The organism is Streptomyces sp. NPDC023838 (assembly GCF_040639555.1).
Classification (GTDB): Bacteria; Actinomycetota; Actinomycetes; order Streptomycetales; family Streptomycetaceae; genus Streptomyces.
The window spans coordinates 259,211-278,056 of sequence record NZ_JBFAAD010000007.1 but is presented as its reverse complement, the minus strand read 5'-3'; the positions used below and the strand labels follow the sequence as shown (position 1 = coordinate 278,056).

Here is an 18,846-nt window from a genome sequence, read left to right as displayed (position 1 = left end):
GGTGAATGCCGGGCCCGTCCGCGCCCGCCGCCGTCACAGGGGGCGACGCGACGCGCCCGAAGCTGGTTGGATCGAGCCTGTACGGTCCCGGCGTAGATCGCTAGGCGGCCCCGTACGGCAGAGGGAGACACGATGAGCACGGCCAAGAACACGGGCGAGCGGTCGTCCGCGCCGCAGGGGGGCGAGAACCATGATCTGCTCCGCGTGTATGGCGCGCGCGTGAACAACCTCAAGGACGTGAGCGTCGAGATCCCCAAGCGCCGGCTGACGGTGTTCACCGGCGTCTCCGGCTCGGGAAAGAGCTCGCTGGTCTTCGACACGATCGCCGCGGAGTCGCAGCGGCTGATCAACGAAACGTACAGCGCCTTCGTGCAGGGCTTCATGCCCACGCTGGCGCGGCCCGAGGTCGACGTCCTCGAAGGGCTGACCACCGCGATCGTGGTCGACCAGCAGCGGATGGGCGCCGACCCCCGCTCCACGGTCGGCACCGCCACCGACGCCAACGCGATGCTGCGCATCCTCTTCAGCAGGCTCGGGCAGCCGCACATCGGCTCGCCCAACGCGTTCGCCTTCAATGTTCCCTCGGTCCGGGCGAGCGGCGCGATCACGGTCGAGCGCGGGGCCGGCAGGACCGAGTCCGTGAAGGCGACCTACAACCGCACCGGCGGTATGTGTACGGGCTGCGAAGGCCGGGGCTCGGTCTCCGACATCGACCTCACCCAGCTCTACGACGACTCCAAGTCGATCGCCGAGGGCGCGTTCACCATCCCCGGCTGGACGTTGGACAGCTTCTGGACCGTGCGGGTGTACGCGGAGTCGGGCATCCTCGACCCGAACAAGCCGATCCGTAAATTCACCAAGAAGGAGATGCGGGACTTCCTCCACGGGAAGCCGACCAAGGTGAAGGTCGAGGGCGTCAACCTCACCTATGAGGGGCTGATCCCGAAGATCCAGAAGTCGATGCTCTCCAAGGACCGGGAGGCGCTGCAACCGCACATCCGGGAGTTCGTGGACCGGGCGGTCACCTTCACCGACTGCCCCGAGTGCGACGGCACCCGGCTGAGCGAGGCGGCCCGGTCGTCGAAGATCGGGGGAGTCGGCATCGCCGACGCCTGCGCGATGCAGATCAGCGACCTGGCCGCATGGGTCCGGGGCCTGGGCGAACCGTCGGTGGCGCCGCTGCTCGCGAACCTGGGCCGGACGCTCGACTCATTTGTGGAGATCGGCCTCGGCTACCTCGCGCTGGAGCGGCCGTCGGGCACCCTGTCGGGCGGCGAGGCGCAGCGCGTCAAGATGATCCGCCACCTCGGCTCGGCCCTCACCGATGTCACGTATGTCTTCGACGAGCCCACCGCCGGGCTGCACCCGCACGACATCCAGCGGATGAACGAGCTGCTGCTGCGGCTGCGCGACAAGGGCAACACGGTGCTCGTGGTGGAGCACAAGCCGCAGACGATCGCGATCGCCGACCACGTCGTGGACCTCGGCCCCGGCGCCGGTACGCACGGCGGCACCGTCTGCTTCGAGGGCACCGTCGAGGGGCTGCGGGCGGGCGACACCGTCACCGGCCGCCACCTCGACGACCGGGCCGCCGTCAAGGAGAAGGTGCGCACACCCAGCGGCACGCTGGAGATCCGGGGCGCGACCGCGCACAACCTGCGCGAGGTCGACGTCGACCTTCCGCTGGGCGTGCTCTGCGTGGTCACCGGCGTGGCGGGCTCCGGCAAGAGCTCCCTCGTCCACGGTTCGATCCCGCGCGGCGCGGGCGTGGTCTCGGTCGACCAGGGAGCGATCAAGGGTTCCCGGCGCAGCAACCCGGCCACGTACACCGGGCTGCTCGACCCGATCCGCAAGGCCTTCGCCAAGGCCAACGGTGTGAAGCCGGCGCTGTTCAGCGCCAACTCCGAGGGCGCGTGCCCCAGTTGCAACGGCGCCGGAGTCATCTACACCGACCTGGCGATGATGGCCGGTGTGGCCACCACCTGTGAGGAGTGCGAGGGGAAGCGGTTCGAGGCGTCGGTCCTCGACCACCACCTCGGCGGCCGCGACATCAGCGAGGTGCTGGCGATGTCGGTGAGCGAGGCCGAGGAGTTCTTCGCGGAGGGCGAGGCGCGCACACCCGCCGCGCACAAGGTCCTCACCCGGCTCTCCGACGTCGGGCTCGGCTATCTCACCCTGGGCCAGCCGCTCACCACGCTGTCCGGCGGCGAGCGGCAGCGGCTCAAGCTGGCCACCCACATGGCCGAGAAGGGCGGCCTCTACGTCCTCGACGAGCCGACCAACGGCCTCCATCTGGCCGATGTGGAGCAGTTGCTCGGCCTGCTCGACCGGCTGGTCGACTCCGGCAAGTCGGTGATCGTCGTCGAGCACCATCCGGCGGTCATGGCGCACGCCGACTGGATCGTCGACCTCGGCCCCGGCGCGGGCCACGACGGCGGCCGGATCGTCTTCGAGGGCACCCCGGCCGACCTCGTCGCCGCCCGCTCCACCCTCACGGGTGAACACCTCGCGGACTACGTGGGGGGCTGAGCGCGGACGCTCTGGCTCGTGACCAGGTCGATCACCGCCGGAATGCCGCCTTCGGTGAAGGCCCGGTGCTGTCGGTCGGCGCCCGTTCCCCGGCGCAGATGGCGCTGCAGCAGGGTGTTCACCTCCAGCCCGTCGCCCGACGCCTCCAGTGCCGGGCCGATGTGCCGGGTGAGCTGGCACAGCACGTCGCCGCAGCTGCGCCGCTGCCCGGCCGGGTCGAGGAGCACCCCGTTCAGCCCTTCCCGGGCCGCGCGCCAGGTCGCGGCCTGGAGCAGTTCGAGCGGGCACTCCGGTACGGGGTCGCCGTCCTTGTGCTCCCGGATGGCGGTGGCAACCAGGGCGCGGATGATCCCGGCGAGCATCACCGCCTCGTCGACCCGCACCTGCACGTCGAGGCAGCGCACCTCGATGGTGGGGTAGCGCTCGGAGAGGCGCGCGTGCCAGTAGAGCTGCCCGCTGTCGCTGACCGCCCCGGCGGCGATGAGGGCTTCCGACCGGCTCTCGTAGTCGTCGAGGTCGGCGAAGCGCGGCGGGGGACCGCTGACGGGCCAGCGGCTGAAGACGAGGGTGCGCCAGCTGGCGAATCCCGTGTCGCGCCCGTGCCACAGCGGTGAGTTGGCCGACATGGCGAGCAGCGTGGGCAGCCAGACGCGGATCCGGTTGAGCACGGCGACGCCGACCTCGCGGTCGGGCACTCCGACGTGCACGTGCATGCCGTTGATCAACTGCTCGTCGACCAGCTGCCCCGCGTTCGTCTGTATGGCCAGATAGCGGGGCCGGGGCGTCACGGGGACGGGGCCCGCGCCGTTGACGGGGGCGGCCCCCACGGCGGCGACCCTGCACCCCACCTGCTCCGCCGCGGTCCCCACCGTGTGCCGAAGGCGCACCAGATGGCCGCCCAGCTCCGCCAGGGTCAGGCAGACCGGGGTCGCGACCTCCACCTGAGCCTGGAGCAGCTCGAGCTGCACCTCCAGCTCCTCGACCGTCGTTTCCGGTCCGGCCAGTGCCCGTACCTCTTCCGAACGGGGCAGGGGCCGGCCGGTCACGGGGTCCACCAGCAAATACTCTTCTTCGACCCCAAAGGTGAGCATGACAGGTGGTTACCCGCCCGCGGCCCGCGCGAATCAGTGTGGGTTTGCGCCAGTCGGCCGGTACGGGACCGGGGTGGCGGTATATGACCGGCGGCCGGAGCAGGGGGACGGGCCGCCGAGATGCCGGAGGGCGTCGGCTGTACGAGGGTGGAGATTCCGCCGATCGTCGGACCGAGGAGCCGTGAGGATGGAAGCAAGCGACGACCCGCGTGAGCACGGCCCCGAGCCCCGCCCCGATCCGGCCGAACGGGGCGGCGCGCTCCCGCCGACGCACTCGCGCATGAGCCTGCGGGTGAACGACGAGGTCCACGTCATCGAGCTCGACCACCGCACCACCCTCCTCGACCTGCTGCGCGAGCACCTCGCCCTCACCGGGTCGAAGAAGGGCTGTGACCAGGGCCAGTGCGGGGCGTGCACGGTGCTCGTCGACGGCAGACGGGTCAACAGCTGTCTGATGCTGGCCGTCGCGCTGGAGGGCTGCGACGTCGTCACTGTGGAGGGCCTGGCCGCGGCGGCGGGCGCGGACGGCGATCTGCACCCCCTGCAACAGGCGTTCCTGGACCGCGACGCGCTCCAGTGCGGATACTGCACGCCGGGGCAGCTCTGCTCGGCCGTCGGCATGCTGCAGGAGGCCGGATCCGGCCAGCCGTCGGTGGTCACCGAGACCGACCGGCCGAGCGACGCCCCGGTGCGGCTGACCGTCGAGGAGATCCGGGAGCGGCTGAGCGGCAACCTGTGCCGCTGCGGCGCGTATCCGCACATCGTGGAGGCGGTCCAGGAAGTGGTCGTACGGGACGTGGCGGCGCGGCAGGTGAGCGCGTGAAGCCCATGGCCTACGTGCGGGCCCACAGCGTCGAGGAGGCCGCCACCGCCCACGCGGGCCGCCCCGAGGCCAGGTACCTGGGCGGCGGCACCAACCTCGTCGATCTGATGAAGCTGGGCGTGGAACGGCCCGATGTGCTCATCGACATCACACGGCTGCCCCTGGACCAGGTGGAGGAGCTGCCCGACGGCGCGCTGCGGATCGGCGCGACCGTGCGCAACAGCGATCTCGCCGCGCATCCGCTGGTCCTCGAACGGTATCCGGTGCTTTCGCAGGCGGTGCTCAGCGGCGCCTCGGGCCAGTTGCGCAATGTGGCCACCACCGCGGGAAACCTCCTTCAGCGCACCCGCTGCGCCTACTTCCAGGACGTGGGGAAGCCGTGCAACAAGCGGGTACCGGGCAGCGGCTGCGGCGCCCTGAACGGCGTCAACCGCGACCATGCGGTGCTCGGCCACTCGGAGCACTGCGTCGCCACCCACCCCTCCGACCTGGCCGTGGCGCTGGCGGCCCTGGACGCCGTGGTCGAGACGGCGAGGCCGAGCGGAGGCCGGACGGTCGAGCTGACCGAATTTTACCGGCTGCCGCAGGACACCCCCGAGCAGGACACCGTCATCCGCCCGGGCGAGCTCATCACCGGTGTGCTGCTGCCGCCCCTGCCCGGCGGCTCGGTCTCGCGCTACCGCAAGGCGCGGGACCGGGCGTCGTATGCCTTCGCGCTCGCCTCCGTCGCCGCCGTGGTCCACCTGGACGGCGGAGTGGTCCGGCACATCGGGCTGGCGTTCGGCGGCCTGGCCCACCGCCCGTGGCGCGCCCGGCGTACGGAGGCCGCGCTGCTGGGCAGCCGGCCCACCCCCGAGGCGCTCGCCCAGGCCGTGGACGCCGAGCTCGCCGCCGCCGTCCCGCTGCGGGACAACGCGTACAAGGTGGCGCTCGCCCGCGACCTCGCCCGCGAGGTGCTCGGCTCGCTGACCGCCCGCACCTGAACACCCGAGAGGAGACCCCGTGGGAGCGACCCCGAGCGCCCTGGGCGCGTCGGTCGAGCGCAGGGAAGGCCGTGCGAAGGTGACCGGCGCCGCGACATACGCGACGGAGTACGCGCCGCCCGGCCGGGTGCACGCCTGGCCGGTGCCCGCCACCGTCGCACGCGGCAAGGTCGTCTCCCTCGACACCTCGGCCGCACTCGCGCTGCCCGGCGTGCTGGCCGTCCTCACCCCGGACTCCGCCGGCCCTCTCGCCGACGCCGACGATCCGACGCTGGCCGTGCTCCAGGACTCCCGGGTGCCGCACCACGGCTGGCCGGTCGCCCTGGCCGTCGCCGAGACCCTGGAGACGGCACGGGCCGCCGCCGGGGCCGTACGCGTGCAGTACGCGAGCGAGCCGCACGACATCACCCTCACCCCGGACCACCCGGAGGCCTACTGCCCCGACGAGGTCAACGGGGGCCACCCCGGGGAGCGCCGGCAGGGGGACCCCGAGGGCGCGTTCGCCGACGCGGCGGTGCGGGTGGACGTGTCGTACGCGGTGCCGCCGCTGCACAACCACCCCATGGAGCCGCACGGGGCGACCGCGATGTGGCAGGACGGTGTGCTGACCGTGTTCGACTCCAGCCAGGGAGGCGACACCGTGCGCGCTGTCCTGGCCAAGCTCTTCTCGCTGCCCGAGGAGCGGGTGAACGTCGTCTGCGAGCACGTCGGCGGCGGCTTCGGCTCCAAAGGCACCCCCCGCCCCCATGTCGTCCTCGCCGCGCTGGCCGCCCGGCACGTCGACCGGCCCGTCCAACTGAGCCTGCCCAGGCGGGAGTTGACGGAACTGGTCGGCCACCGCGCCCCGACCCTGCACCGCGTCCGGCTCGGCGCCCGCCCCGACGGCACCCTCACCTCACTGATCCACGAGGTCACCACGCACACCTCGCGGATCAAGGAGTTCGTCGAGCAGGCGGCGGTTCCCGCCCGCGTCATGTACGCGAGTGGGAGCAGCCGCACGAGCCACCGGGTGGTGGCCCTGGACGTGCCCACCCCGTCCTGGATGCGCGCACCGGGCGAGACACCCGGCATGTACGCCCTGGAGTCCGCGGTCGACGAGCTCGCCTGCACCCTCGGCATGGACCCCATCGACCTGCGGGTGTGCAACGAACCCCCGGTCGAGCCGGACAGCGGGCGCGCGTTCAGCAGCCGCCACCTGGTGGAGTGCCTGCGCGAGGGCGCGGCGCGCTTCGGCTGGGAGGAGCGCGATCCCCGGCCGGGCGTGCGGCGTTCGGGGCCGTGGCTGACCGGCACCGGTGTCGCGGCCGCCACCTATCCGGTGCTGATCTCGCCCAGCCGCGCGACGGTCACCGCCCACCCCGACGGGCTGTACGTCGTACGGATCAACGCCACCGACATCGGCACCGGCGCCCGTACGGTCCTCGCCCAGGTCGCGGCCGGGGCGCTGGGCGTCGGGGTGGAGTCGGTCCGTACGGAGATCGGCAGCACCGGGCTGCCCAGGGCCGCGCTCGCCGGCGGGTCCGCCGGCACGGCGTCCTGGGGCTGGGCCGTGGACGAGGCGTGCCGGTCCCTGGTCCGCCAACTCGCCGAGCTGCGCGGGCCGTTGCCGCCCGGAGGGCTGACGGTGTCCGCCGACACCGAAGGCACGGCCGACGCGGAATCCCCGTACGCGCGGCACGCGTTCGGCGCCCACTTCGCCGAAGCCGCCGTCGACACCGACACGGGCGAGGTGCGGGTGCGCCGACTGCTCGGGGTGTACGCGGCGGGGCGGATCCTCAACGCGCGCACCGCCCGCTCCCAGTTCATCGGCGGCATGGTCATGGGCCTCGGCATGGCCCTCACCGAGGGCGGCGCCGTTGACCCCGCCTCCGGTGCCTTCATCGGCAGCGATCTCGCGGGTTACCACGTGCCCACCCACGCCGACGTGCCCGCGATCGAGGCGCACTGGATCGACGAGGAGGACCCCCACCTCAACCCGATGGGCAGCAAGGGCATCGGGGAGATCGGCATCGTGGGGACGGCGGCCGCGATCGGCAACGCGGTGTACCACGCCACGGGCGTCCGTTTCCGGGAGCTGCCGCTCACCCCGGACCGCGTACACGTATGACGCTCATACGCGTGGCGCTCATACGCGGCGGCGGTGGCTGGTGTCGCACCACGGGTAGGTGCGGCTGCGCCGGCAGGTGCACAGCGCGACCACGCAGCGGTCGGAGATCGCGCTGGTGCCGTCCTCCAGGACGACCTCCACCGGCCCCTCGACGAGGAAGGGCCCCTCGCGCCTCACGCGGATGCGGCGCGGCTTGTCAGACGGGTCGTTCGGCACGGATGACCACCAGTTCTTCCGTCGTCTCGTCGTCCTCGATGAGTCCCCGCGCGTCCAGCCACTCGCGCCGGGCGCGCAGGACGGGTCCGAAGGGGATGAAGCGGCGTGCGACCACCGCCGCCTTCAGCCCCGCGCCGCGCAGCTCCCACAGGCTCGCGTCCGGCCGGCTGAACGCGGAGTGGACCAGCAGCAGCACACCGCCGGGGCGCAGCAGGCGGGGTGCCTCGCGGCAGATGCGGCGCACGTGCAGCCTGCCGTCGTGCCCGGCGTCCCAGGCCCGGGCGGCGCCGTGCCGGGGCGCGGTGTCGGTGAGCGCGGGCACGTAGGGCGGATTGCTCAGGATGAGGTCGTACGTGCGCCCCTCGACCGGCGCCAGCAGGTTTCCGCGCACCACCTCGACCGGCAGGCCGGCGAGCCGCGCGTTGAGGCGTGCGGTGACCACGGCACGCCAGGAGATGTCGACGGCGGTCACCCTGGCTCCGCGCCGGGCGGCGGCGATGGCCAGCGCGCCGGTGCCGGTGCCCACGTCGAGCACCTCGGCGCCCGGCGGCACCGGTTCGTCGTGCAGCGCCTCGGCCAGCAGCGCGGTGTCTGCCTGTGGGGTGTACACGCCAGGTGGGGCCAGAAGAGTCATGTGCGGCGAGTGCCCGGCAATCCGCAAAAAATGCTGCTAAAACCGTGTTTATCGGTCAGAACCCCGGCGCTGCGGGGCGGAGCCGGTGATCTCGGCGGTTTCGTCGTGCGCGGCGCTCTCGCCGTCGTCGAGAGGGGTTCGCAAGGAGGTGCGCCCCACCCGCCAGTGCCCCAGCAGGTCGTCGCCGAAGCGGTCCTCCAAGAACACGGTGGCGTCGACGCCGAACACCACATCGGGCACCAGCTGCGGCTCCTGCTCCAGCAGGCCGCCGATCACCTCGTGCCGTACCACCTGCTCGTGCACCGCGTCGGCCTCCACGTGCTCGGTGTAGAAGAGCTCGGCGGCGGGGCCCGCGCCCGCGCGCTTCATCGCGAGCGCCAGGCGCCGCGAAGCGGGCGACGAGGTGACCTCCAGCGTGGCGAAGTGGCCCACGAGCGCGCCCCGCAGGCTCCGGCGCAGCCCGAGCAGCGACATCAGGTTCACGGTGGCGAGCATCGGCGCCGACGCGGCGTCCAGATAGCGGCCGTACGTGGTGTCGAGGCCGAGGTCGGTCATGAGCTCGGCGAAGAGCCGGGCGTGCACCCGCTCGGCGCGGCCGCCGCCGTACTCGTCGAACTCCACCGCCGCCATCCCCGCCTTGGCCCGGCCCCACAGCCGGGGGAGGACCCAGGCGTGCGGGTCGGCTTCCTTGAGGTGGTAGAGCGAGCGCTGGGCGGCGTACTCGCGCAGCTGCCACAGGTGGCCCTCCTCCTGGAGGTAGTGCGAGACACCGGTGCCGTGGACGGGCTCCACGAGCAGCTCGCCCAAGGCGTCGTCCAGGTCGTGCTCGCGTGCCGCGTCGCGGCGCAGGGCGGCCAGGAAGTGAGCCTCCAGCGCGGCGCGCGCGGTGAGCAGCGCGGGATCCCACTCCACGGCGTCGTCCACCCCGGCGAAGCCCCGGTAGTGCGGCTCGTAGCAGACGTACAGGGCGAGCTGGAGGTCGTCGCCGTAGGGGTCGGCGCCGGCGGCGGCCTCGGTGTCCGGGAGGGCGGTGGCCTCGCCGCGCAGGCGGGCGATCACCGCCGCGGAGAGCTCACCGCGGCCGTCCGGCAGGGCGGGGCCTCGTTGATCGATGGTCATGGCCAGTGGGTACCCGCTGAACGGCGTCCGCAACGGGCGCCCCGGCCGCTCCTCCGGGGCGTGCCCGGCTGATTGCGATCCGTGAGAGCGGGTACCGATGCGTGACCGTTCGCGCACCGCGGGAGCGGACGGCCGCGCCGGGGCGCGGAGAGTGGCTGGAGGGTGTGATGGACAGCGACGACAGCAGGCGGCGTTCCGAGGAGGGGCGTGACCAGTCCCACGACGGGCGCGACGAGACCCCCGAGGCCCGCGCCGACCGCAAGTGGGGCGACCTCATCCAGGAGGTCCGGGTGGCCCAGACGGGCGTGCAGATCCTCTTCGGGTTCCTCCTCACCGTCGCCTTCACCCCGCTCTTCCACCAACTGGGCCACGCGGACAAGGCGATCTACGTCTGTACGGTCGTGCTCGGCTCGGCGACCACTGGCGCCCTGGTGGCTCCGGTCTCCTTCCACCGGCTGCTGGCCGGCCGCCACATCAAACCGACGGCCGTGGCCTGGGCGTCCCGGCTCACCGTCGTCGGGCTCGTGCTGCTCCTGGCCACCATGACGTCCTCGCTCATCCTGGTCCTGCGGGTGGCCTCGCACGCCGGGTACTGGCCGTGGCTGGTCGCGCTGGTGGTGGCCTGGTACCTGGTGTGCTGGTTCGTGCTGCCGCTGTGGGTGCGGCACTGGCACACGGACAAGCAGCGGCGATGAGCGAATGACCGGCCCCGCGCCGGGCACTCGCCCGAGAGCGAAAGGGGCCGCGCGGGTAAAATCCGCAGGAGACACGTTGGCCCGCTCTCCGGCCGTTCGGGACGGGAGTTGCCGTGATCAAGCCGGTGCCGGAAACCTCGGGGACGGCGGGCGCCCAGTCGGCCGCGACCATCGCCGCGCTGTCCGCCGAGGCCGAGCGGCTCCGCGCCGAGCGCGGCCGTCGGCACCTCCTCGACCTGGCCACCGGGGTCCTCGCCGCGCAGCTGGAGGTCGGGCCCGCCCAGGCGCGCGAGCACCTGGAGAAGCTCTCCCAGGTCACCGGCGTGGACCCGGAGGACCTCGCCGCGGACGTGGTGAACGGCGTCGCCGGCGACCCCGAGGCGGTCGACGGGGCGCTGCCCCGGGCCGAGACCCGCAGGGCCCGCCGTGCGGTCGCGGCCGCCGAGACGTACGAGAGCGTCGACGAATCCGCCGCGGCTCTGCTGGACGGCGGCCTCGCGCCGCTGGGCGCCCAGAGCCTGTGGCTGTGGCGCCGTACGGAAACGGGCTGTCTGCGGCTCGCCGGGCATGCGGGAGTCGGCGCCGCCGAGGCGGTGGTGTGGCAGTGGATCCCGCCGGGCGCCCCTGCCATGTTCCATTCGGTCGTGGTGGACGGCAGCCCCTGCTGGCTCGGCTCCGGCGCGCCGCACGGCGAGGAGCTGCCGGGCCCGGGGCACGGGGCGGGCCGGGCCCTGCTGCCGCTCGGCGCCCAGGGGGCGGTCGTCGGGCTGGCCCTCGTCGCCTGGCCCGGGCAGGTGGACTTCGACGAGCGGCTGCGCCGTTCCGTCACCGGACTGATCGAGGTCGCCGGGACGGTGCTCGCCGGGGCCGAGAGCGAGCCGTCCGAGGTGCCCGCGCTGATGGACGTGCTCGACGCCCTCGGCCATCCCGCGATGGTGCTGCGGGGAGCGCCCGAGTCGCCGGCACTCTCGGTCGAGTACACCAACGGGCCAGCCATCCGCAGCCTGGGCGGGTCCGCGCCGCCCGTCGGCCAACCGCTCGCCCTCGCCTTCCCGTTCGTCCACGCCGAGCTGGCCCGGCTGGCCCGGGGTGCCCACGGTTCGGCCCGGCGGCAGAGCGTGCCCCGGCTGCCCCGGATCGCGGGGGAGGTGCCGGCCGCTCCGCTCCTCGACGTACGCGTCCTGCCCGCGGGCACCGGCCGGACCGTGGTGCTCTGGCACGCCAGCAGCGACCCCGAGATGTCCGAGAGCCGGGCCGTCGGCCACCTCGAAGGCGTGGCGCTGTTCCGGGACAGCGTGGTGGGCGACGGCTCGGTGTGGTCGGCGCCCGCCTACCGCATCTTCGGCATCGACCGGGACGCGGCGCCCGTCCCGCTGCTCGCCCTGCGCTCATGGCTGCACCCGGACGACGGCGACGTCCTGACCCAGCTCCTCACCACCCTCACCGAACGCCAGCGGGGCGCGCTCGCCGTGCTGCGGATCATCCGCGGCGACGGCACGCTGCGGCACGTCCGCGTCGCCGCGGAACCACTCGTCGACGACGGGGTGGTCACCGGCATCACGGGCGTCTACCAGGACGTGTCCGCGAGCCGGCGCACCGAGGCCGCGCTGACCGCCACGTTCGACCAGCTCACGGCCGTGCAGAAACAGGCCGCCATCCGCGACGAGGTGGCCCTGCGCCTCCAGCAGGCCATCGTCCCCGAGACACCGGGACTCCAGGAGCTGCCCGGCCTCACGGTCGCGGCCCGCTACCGGCCGGCCGCGCAGGAGTACCGGGTCGGCGGCGACTGGTACGACGCGCTGCCGCTGCCCAGCGGCCGGGTCCTGCTGGCGGTCGGCGACATCGCCGGGCACGGCATCGACGCCGCCACGGGCATGGTCGCCCTGCGCAACGCGCTGCGCGGGCTCGCTTTCAGCGGCCACGCCCCGGGGCGGCTGATGGAGTGGCTGAACGAGGTGACGCTCCGTACGAGCGGCGGCCCCACCGCCACCGCCGTGTGCGCCCTCTACGATCCGGCCGACCGGTCGCTGCGCTGGTCCAGCGCGGGGCACCTGCCGCTGCTGTTGCTGCGCGACGGCCGGGCGCGGCTGCTGGAGGGGCCGCACGACCTGCTGCTCGGCGCGACGCCTGCCGTGACGTATCGGGAGATGCGCACACCCCTGCGCCGGGACGACACCCTGCTGCTCTACACGGACGGTCTGATCGAGCGGCGCCACGACGCACTCGACCAGGGGCTGGACACGCTGGTGGAGCTGGCCGAGCAGCTGAGCGCGTGCGAGGTCGACGAACAGGTGGAGCGGCTGCTCGAAGCGGCGACCGGGGACACGGACGACGACACGAGTGTCGTCGCGATACGGGTGCGGAGCTGAACTGACCCTGTGAGTAAGTTGAGTTGGCGGAACAACCGGGGGTTCCCGCTGTGAGGGTCACTCTCCCTTGAGGTGGGCGCGGATGACCGCCAGCAGGTGGGCCGCGTCGACGGGTTTGGCGACGTACTCGTCGACCCCCGCCGCGAGTGCCTTGGCGCGCTCGCCGGGCATCGCCTTCGCCGTCACCGCGATGATCGGGAGGTTGGCGAAGCGGGGTTGTCGCCGGATCGCCGCGGTGGCCGCGTAGCCGTCCATCCCGGCCATCATCACGTCCATCACCACCAGGTCGACGTCCTCGCGGGCGGTCAGCAGATCGATCCCGGCCTGGCCTCCGGCCGCCGTCAGCACCCGCATGCCGGCGTGTTCGAGGATCTGGGTGAGCGCGAAGACGTTGCGGGCGTCGTCGTCGACCACCAGGACGGTGTGTCCGGACGGTGTGGGCGGTGCCCCCGCCTCCGCCCGTGGTACGGGCCGCTCCCGGGCGTCCCCGTCCGCGCGCCCCCCGGGGTGGTCGTGGAGCGGAAGGTAGAGCGTGAAGGTGCTGCCCCGGCCCACGGCGCTCTCCGCGACGATGACCCCGCCGAGCAGCCGGGCCACCTCGCGGCTGATGGACAGGCCGAGGCCGGTACCCCCGTAGCGCCGGGCGGCGGTGCCGTCGCCCTGCTGGAAGGCGCCGAAGACGCTCTCCAGCCGGTCCTCGGGGATGCCCACCCCGGTGTCGGCGACCCGGAAGGCGAGCGCGGGGCCCGAGGACCGCAGGGTGTGCGGGAGTTCGCCCGTGGTGGCGGTGTGGATGTCGAGCCGGACGCGGCCGGTGTCGGTGAACTTCAGGGCGTTGGAGAGCAGGTTGCGCAGGATCTGGCGCAGCCGGGCCTCATCGGTGGTGAGCTGCTCGGGGAGGCCGGGGGCGGCCACGATCTCGAAGTCCAGGGAGCGTTCGGCGGCCACCGGCCGGAACGTCGCCTCCAGGTAGTCGAGCAGTTGCCGCATCGAGAACGGCTCGGGGCGGATGTCCATCTTCCCGGCCTCGACCTTGGAGAGGTCGAGGATGTCGTTGATGAGCTGGAGCAGGTCCGAGCCCGCGGAGTGGATGACCTCGGCGTAGTCGACCTGCTTGTCCGTCAGGTTCCCCTCCGGGTTCTGCGCGAGCAGCCGGGCCAGGATGAGCAGACTGTTGAGCGGGGTACGCAGCTCGTGGCTCATGTTGGCCAGGAACTGCGACTTGTACATCGACGTCCGGGAGAGCTGCTGGGCACGCACCTCCAGCTCCTGGCGGGCCTGCTCGATCTCCAGGTTCTTGCCCTCGATGTCCCGGTTGCGGTCGGCGAGCAGCGCGGCCTTCTCCTGGAGTTCGGCGTTGGAGCGCTGGAGCTCCTGCTGCTGCTCCTGCAACTCCTGGGAGCGGGTGCGCAGTTCGGCGGTGAGCCGCTGCGACTGCCCGAGCAGCTGGTCGGTGCGTACGCTGGCGATGAGCGAGCTGACGTTGACGCCGACCGTCTCGATGAACTGGTCCAGGAAGTCCCGGTGCAGCTCACTGAAGGGGCGCAGTGCGGCCAGTTCCACGGCGCCGAGCACCTGTTCCTCGACCACCACCGGCAGGATGACCAGCTGGCCGGGGTCGCCGGCACCGGCGCCGGAGGCGATCCTGGCGTAACCGTGCGGGACCCGGTCCACCACGATCGTGCGCCGGCTGCGAGCGGCCTCGCCCACCAGGGACTGGCCGAGGCGGAAGCGGCGCGGCCCGGCGGCGGGGTCGTCGGGGGAGCCGTAGGCGGCGGTCATCACGAGCTCCGTGCCCTGCTCGTCCTCGTGGGTCAGGAAGAAGGCGCCGTACTGCGCCGACACCAGCGGGGGCACCTCGCTCATGATCAGCTCGGCGAGTTCGGGCAGGTTGGCGGTGCCCTGCATCAGCCCGGAGACCCGGGCGAGGTTGGTCTTGAGCCAGTCCTGGGCCTCGTTGGCCCGGGTGGTGGCGCGCAGGGACTCCACCATCGCGTTGATGTTGTCCTTGAGGTCGCCCACCTCGCCCGGCGCGTCGACCGTGATCGAGCGCGTGAGGTCGCCCTCGGCGACCGCGCTGGTCACCTCGGCGATGGCGCGCACCTGCCGGGTGAGGTTCCCGGCCAGCTCGTTGACGTTCTCGGTGAGCCTCTTCCAGGTGCCGGAGACGCCCTCCACCTCCGCCTGGCCGCCGAGCCGCCCCTCGCTGCCCACCTCGCGGGCCACCCGGGTCACCTCGGCGGCGAACGACGACAGCTGGTCGACCATCGTGTTGATGGTCGTCTTGAGCTCCAGGATCTCCCCGCGCGCGTCCACGTCGATCTTGCGGGTGAGGTCGCCGCCCGCCACGGCCGTGGTCACCTGGGCGATGTTGCGCACCTGGCTGGTGAGGTTGTTCGCCATGAAGTTGACGTTGTCGGTGAGGTCCTTCCAGGTGCCCGACACCCCTCGTACGGTGGCCTGGCCGCCGAGTTTGCCCTCGGTGCCCACCTCGCGGGCCACCCGGGTGACCTCCTCGGCGAAGGAGGAGAGCCGGTCGACCATCGTGTTGATGGTTTCCTTCAGCTCCAGGATCTCGCCGCGCGCGTCCACCCGGATCTTCTGGGTGAGGTCGCCGCGCGCCACCGCCGTGGCCACCTGGGCGATCGAGCGCACCTGCGAGGTGAGGTTGTCGGCCATGGTGTTCACACCGGAGGTCAGCTCCAGCCACACCCCCCGCACCCGTGGCTCCCTGGCGTGGCCGCCGAGCAGGCCCTGGCCGCCGACCTCCCGGGCCACCCGGGTGACTTCGGAGGTGACCAGGGACAGCTGCTCCACCATCCCGTTGTAGATGGTGGCGATCTCGCCGAGGAGGCCGCCCGCGTCGTCGGGCAGGCGGGCCGACAGATCCCCGTCCCGTACGGCGGTGAGTCCCGCGAGCAGCCTGCGCAGCGCGTCCTCGGCAGGCTCCGCCGGGGTGTCCGAGGAGCCGTGGCCGGGGGTGCGACCAGACACGTCCATCGCAACCTCGCATCGAGCCGTCGTGGCGCACGGCCCGTGAACGGCTCGCGTGTACGGCGAGCTGGACGGGCCCCTCCACTCTGGCACGGTCGGCCTGCGCCGACATCCCGGGGCGCGGGCCCCTTCACGCGAGGTGCGCGGGTGCAGGCCCGTCAGAGGGCCAGGTCGCCGGGACGGCCCACGGCCATCTCGAACCACACGGTCTTGCCCGCCCCGCGCGGCAGCCAGCCCCAGGCCGAGGAGAGCCGCTGGAGCAGATACAGGCCGTGTCCGGACGACTGGGCGGGGCGGTGTCTGCCGTGCGGGCGTGGACGCAGGGGGCTGTTGTCGCTCACCTGCACCCACAGCTTGCCGTCGATCCGGTCGAGACGGAGCTCGTACGGGGCGTCACCGTGCCGGCACGCGTTGGTGACGACCTCGGAGACCAGCAGCAGCACGTCCTCCAGGGCGGCGCGCCCCTCCGCGCCGCGCGGCCCGAACCACTCGTCGAGGACCTGCCGGGTGAGGTCACGGCACTCCGCAACCACACCCGGCCCGCTCTGGAGGCTGAACCGGCGACTCTCCGTCACGTGTTCCGTGGCATGTCCGCGATTCATACCGGGCGGGTGCCCGGACCACGACGGATGAACCACAATCTGCATCAAACCCCAGACAAACGGGCATGACCTTCTCAGGACGCTCGGACGACGGACCCGCCGCCACCCGGCGGTGCCGGCCCCCGCCCCGTCGAAGGAGCCCCAGCGCCATGTCCACCGCCCGCCAAGACACCATCGGCCAAGGCACCCCCTGCCCCGGCACCACCGGCCCGGAGGCGGTCCGCACGGAACCGCCGCCCCCGGTGCGCCGCCGCGCGCTGGACGGGATGCCCGAGGTGGCCCGGCCCCAGGACCTGAGCACCGACGACGCCCAGTCCCTCTCGGAGGCCATGTTCCGGCGCCTGGCCGAGCTGGACGAGGGCACACCCGAGCACGCGTACGTACGGAACACGCTGGTCGAGCTCAACCTCAGCCTGGTCAAGTTCGCGGCCCGGCGGTTCCGCAACCGCGCCGAGCCGATGGAGGACATCGTCCAGGTCGGTACCATCGGGCTGATCAAGGCGATCAACCGCTTCGACGTGGAGCGGGAGGTGGAGTTCTCCTCCTTCGCGCTGCCCACGATCACCGGTGAGATGAAGCGGTTCTTCCGCGACACCAGCTGGGCGGTCCAGGTGCCCCGCAGGCTCCAGGAGCTGCGCCTGCGGCTGGCCAGGGCCCTGGAGGCACTCGGCCAGGAGCTGGGCCGCCCGCCGACGACGGCGGAGCTGGCCGCCCGCCTCGGGATGAGCGAGGCGGAGGTCGTCGAGGGCGAGCAGGCGGCCAACGCGTACATGGCGCGTTCGCTCGACATCCCGGACGACGACACCGGGAGCGCCGCGGGTCTCATGCGGAGGCTGGGCGAGGAGGAGGGCGCGTTCGACGTCATCGACTCGCTGGAATCCCTCAAACCGCTCATCGCGGGCCTCACGGACCGCGAGCGCACGTTGCTCTCCCTGCGCTTCGGCGAGGAGCTGACACAGGCCGAGATCGGCGCCCGGGTGGGGCTCTCGCAGATGCACGTCTCACGGCTGCTGGCGCAGATCCTGGAACGCCTGCGGACGGGGCTGCTCGAAGACGCCGCCGAATAGGTCGTCCCGAGCCGCCGGACAGGTCGTCCCGAAGAGGTGGTTCCGAGTAGGCCGTTCCCGAACCGGTCGCCGCCGGGCCGTCCCAAGCCGAGTCGGCCAGAAAGGCCTTCAGCGGCTCCGGGTGAGTGACCGTACCCCTACGAGTGGGTTCACCGCGCCCGTGACGGCAGCGCGACCTCCAGCCACACCACCTTGCCCGTCCCCAGCTGCGTCGAGCCCCAGTCCCCGGCGAGCCGGTCGAGCACCATCAGGCCGTGGCCGCCGGGCAGTGAGGGGGCCCGGGGGCTGCGCGCGGGGGCGGTGGGACTGCCGTCGGCCACCTCCACCCGTAGATGGCCGTCGGCATGGCGCAGCACCAGCTCCCGCGGCCCACCCGCGTGCAGACAGGCGTTGGTGACGACCTCGGAGACCAGCAGGAGCACATCGTCCACGCGTTCGCGGTCCTCCTTGTCGGTGGCCGTGGTCCATCCCCAGTCGGCCAGTGCGAGCGCGGTGAAGTCCCGGCAGCGGGTCACCACGCCCTTCGTGCCGAAGAGCTCAAGGCGGCGGATCTGGCTCCGCCCGGCCCCGCTCGTGTCGCACATCGCCTTCTCCGCTACTCGGGCGGGCGCCCCGCGAGTGCCTCGTCCAGGTCGGCATGGATACGGAACACCGCGTCCGCACCCGTGATCTCGAACATCCGGGCGACGGGCGCCTGGAGGGCCGCGAGCTCGATGCCCGCGCCCGCCGTCTGCGAAGCCGCCGCCCGCGCCCGCAACAGCGCGTTCAGCCCGGTCGAGTCGCAGAACCGCAGCCCGGCGCAGTCGACCACGATCCGTTCCGGGGCCGCGGCGATCTGCTCCGTCAGCGCGACGCGCAGCGGCTCCACCGTGTCGTGGTCCAGCTCGCCGGTGAGCGAGAGCACCGCCGCCCCGGCGACCTGCCTCGCCGTCACGGCGAACCGTCTGTCCCCGGCGGTGCCCTCGTCGTGCGAGCCGTCGGTCGTCTGCGGTGCCATGGGTTCACCCGCCTCCTTCGCCACTGCTCGGTGGTGCTCCGCACCGGGCGCCTGCGGGCGCCCGTAAGGAAGAGTGCCCAATGATCGGCGATCTAGTGCGTGGGCGGGGCGTGGACCCGGCCCACCCATCGTGCCCGCCCCGGCCGCCATCCGCGATCGCGCCCGCGGTTTGAGCTGCTGATACGGGGTGACCCGGCAGACAGCGAGAGAAACCGGAGAACGAGAGACCGGAGAACGAGAGAGGGGAACCGATGGGCATCACCGACAGCGCGGCCAGGCTCGCGGCCGAGGCGGACCTGAAGGAACGCGCGACGCACACCACGCACCGGACGACCGAGGCGGCGGCCGGGGTCCAGACGGCCGTCGGCCAGGCGGCCCGCACGGTCCGGGACCACACCCCGGCGCCCGTACGCCGGGCGACGGCCGTGGCGGCGACGGCCGGGCGCGCCCACCCCCGCCGGCTCCTGCTGGCCGGGGCGGCCGTGATGGCGGCCCTGTTCGTCCTGCGGAGCCGACGCGACAAGAAGTGACGGCCGCCGCCGAGCGGCCCGGCACACCGCCTCACACACCGTTCGGCACCCACCGTTCGGCCCAGTCGTCCAGGGCCACGGCCCCCGCCC

16 protein-coding genes are annotated in these 18,846 nt (G+C 72.8%); 8 read left to right on the top strand and 8 right to left on the bottom strand.

The genetic code is table 11. From position 1 onward, the window contains the following. The first annotated feature begins 132 nt into the window (after nt 1–132). Nucleotides 133–2,529 carry an excinuclease ABC subunit UvrA gene (locus AB0G17_RS12200; RefSeq protein ID WP_361379684.1) on the top strand — a complete coding sequence of 799 codons (2,397 nt, stop codon included), beginning with the start codon at nt 133–135 and terminating at the stop codon, nt 2,527–2,529. On the opposite strand, the gene AB0G17_RS12195 is transcribed toward AB0G17_RS12200, so the two are convergent. Beyond that, the gene (locus tag AB0G17_RS12195) at nt 2,514–3,620 is read right to left on the bottom strand and encodes a glutamate--cysteine ligase (RefSeq protein WP_361379681.1); all 1,107 of its coding nucleotides are present in this window, start codon (nt 3,618–3,620) and stop codon (nt 2,514–2,516) included. The two genes, AB0G17_RS12200 and AB0G17_RS12195, sit on opposite strands and share 16 nt — an antisense overlap. A gap of 280 nt (nt 3,621–3,900) precedes the next feature. Here AB0G17_RS12195 and AB0G17_RS12190 point away from each other — a divergent pair, with 280 nt between their 5' ends. Genes AB0G17_RS12190 through AB0G17_RS12180 form a run of 3 tightly spaced genes read left to right on the top strand, consistent with a single transcriptional unit; the run spans nt 3,901 to nt 7,533 of the window. Next, nucleotides 3,901–4,443 carry a 2Fe-2S iron-sulfur cluster-binding protein gene (locus tag AB0G17_RS12190; RefSeq protein WP_361379836.1) on the top strand — a complete coding sequence of 181 codons (543 nt, stop codon included), beginning with the start codon at nt 3,901–3,903 and terminating at the stop codon, nt 4,441–4,443. Further along, on the top strand, nt 4,440–5,426 hold the full coding sequence (locus tag AB0G17_RS12185) for a xanthine dehydrogenase family protein subunit M (protein WP_361379678.1): 987 nt from the start codon (nt 4,440–4,442) through the stop codon (nt 5,424–5,426). Before AB0G17_RS12190 ends, AB0G17_RS12185 begins: the two co-directional genes overlap by 4 nt. Before the next feature lie 19 nt (nt 5,427–5,445). Beyond that, complete coding sequence (locus AB0G17_RS12180) at nt 5,446–7,533, top strand: xanthine dehydrogenase family protein molybdopterin-binding subunit (RefSeq protein ID WP_361379675.1); 2,088 nt, start codon at nt 5,446–5,448, stop codon at nt 7,531–7,533. A gap of 18 nt (nt 7,534–7,551) precedes the next feature. On the opposite strand, the gene AB0G17_RS12175 is transcribed toward AB0G17_RS12180, so the two are convergent. The 3 genes from AB0G17_RS12175 to AB0G17_RS12165 are packed head-to-tail and all read right to left on the bottom strand — an operon-like array spanning nt 7,552 to nt 9,502. Then, nucleotides 7,552–7,749, bottom strand: coding sequence for a CDGSH iron-sulfur domain-containing protein (locus tag AB0G17_RS12175; protein WP_361379672.1), 198 nt, complete (start codon nt 7,747–7,749; stop codon nt 7,552–7,554). After that, complete coding sequence (locus AB0G17_RS12170) at nt 7,730–8,383, bottom strand: HemK2/MTQ2 family protein methyltransferase (RefSeq protein ID WP_361379669.1); 654 nt, start codon at nt 8,381–8,383, stop codon at nt 7,730–7,732. The genes AB0G17_RS12175 and AB0G17_RS12170 overlap by 20 nt, the downstream gene beginning before the upstream one ends. Before the next feature lie 48 nt (nt 8,384–8,431). Beyond that, nucleotides 8,432–9,502: an iron-containing redox enzyme family protein gene (locus tag AB0G17_RS12165; RefSeq protein ID WP_361379666.1), complete on the bottom strand. Its 1,071-nt coding sequence runs from the start codon at nt 9,500–9,502 to the stop codon at nt 8,432–8,434. Between the two features lie 167 nt (nt 9,503–9,669). Between AB0G17_RS12165 and AB0G17_RS12160 the strand changes: the two genes are divergently transcribed. Then, nucleotides 9,670–10,197, top strand: a complete 528-nt coding sequence (locus AB0G17_RS12160; RefSeq protein ID WP_361379663.1) for a DUF6328 family protein — start codon at nt 9,670–9,672, stop codon at nt 10,195–10,197. 113 nt (nt 10,198–10,310) lie between these two features. Continuing rightward, nucleotides 10,311–12,566, top strand: coding sequence for a SpoIIE family protein phosphatase (locus AB0G17_RS12155; RefSeq protein ID WP_361379660.1), 2,256 nt, complete (start codon nt 10,311–10,313; stop codon nt 12,564–12,566). Nucleotides 12,567–12,623: 57 nt separating this feature from the next. On the opposite strand, the gene AB0G17_RS12150 is transcribed toward AB0G17_RS12155, so the two are convergent. Beyond that, nucleotides 12,624–15,560: a HAMP domain-containing protein gene (locus tag AB0G17_RS12150; protein ID WP_361379657.1), complete on the bottom strand. Its 2,937-nt coding sequence runs from the start codon at nt 15,558–15,560 to the stop codon at nt 12,624–12,626. Between the two features lie 158 nt (nt 15,561–15,718). Beyond that, nucleotides 15,719–16,135 (bottom strand): ATP-binding protein, encoded by a 417-nt coding sequence (locus AB0G17_RS12145; RefSeq protein ID WP_361379654.1) that lies wholly within the window; start codon nt 16,133–16,135, stop codon nt 15,719–15,721. 293 nt (nt 16,136–16,428) lie between these two features. On the opposite strand from AB0G17_RS12145, the gene AB0G17_RS12140 reads away from it, so the two are divergent. Beyond that, nucleotides 16,429–17,229, top strand: a complete 801-nt coding sequence (locus tag AB0G17_RS12140; RefSeq protein ID WP_361379833.1) for a SigB/SigF/SigG family RNA polymerase sigma factor — start codon at nt 16,429–16,431, stop codon at nt 17,227–17,229. Between the two features lie 149 nt (nt 17,230–17,378). On the opposite strand, the gene AB0G17_RS12135 is transcribed toward AB0G17_RS12140, so the two are convergent. Together AB0G17_RS12135 and AB0G17_RS12130 are read right to left on the bottom strand one after the other, a co-directional pair. Then, complete coding sequence (locus tag AB0G17_RS12135) at nt 17,379–17,813, bottom strand: ATP-binding protein (protein WP_361379651.1); 435 nt, start codon at nt 17,811–17,813, stop codon at nt 17,379–17,381. Nucleotides 17,814–17,824: 11 nt separating this feature from the next. Further along, a complete protein-coding gene (locus tag AB0G17_RS12130) occupies nt 17,825–18,226 on the bottom strand; it encodes an STAS domain-containing protein (RefSeq protein WP_361379648.1) in 402 nt (133 codons plus the stop codon). Between the two features lie 251 nt (nt 18,227–18,477). Here AB0G17_RS12130 and AB0G17_RS12125 point away from each other — a divergent pair, with 251 nt between their 5' ends. Next, a complete protein-coding gene (locus AB0G17_RS12125) occupies nt 18,478–18,756 on the top strand; it encodes a hypothetical protein (protein ID WP_361379645.1) in 279 nt (92 codons plus the stop codon). Nucleotides 18,757–18,846: the final 90 nt, after the last annotated feature.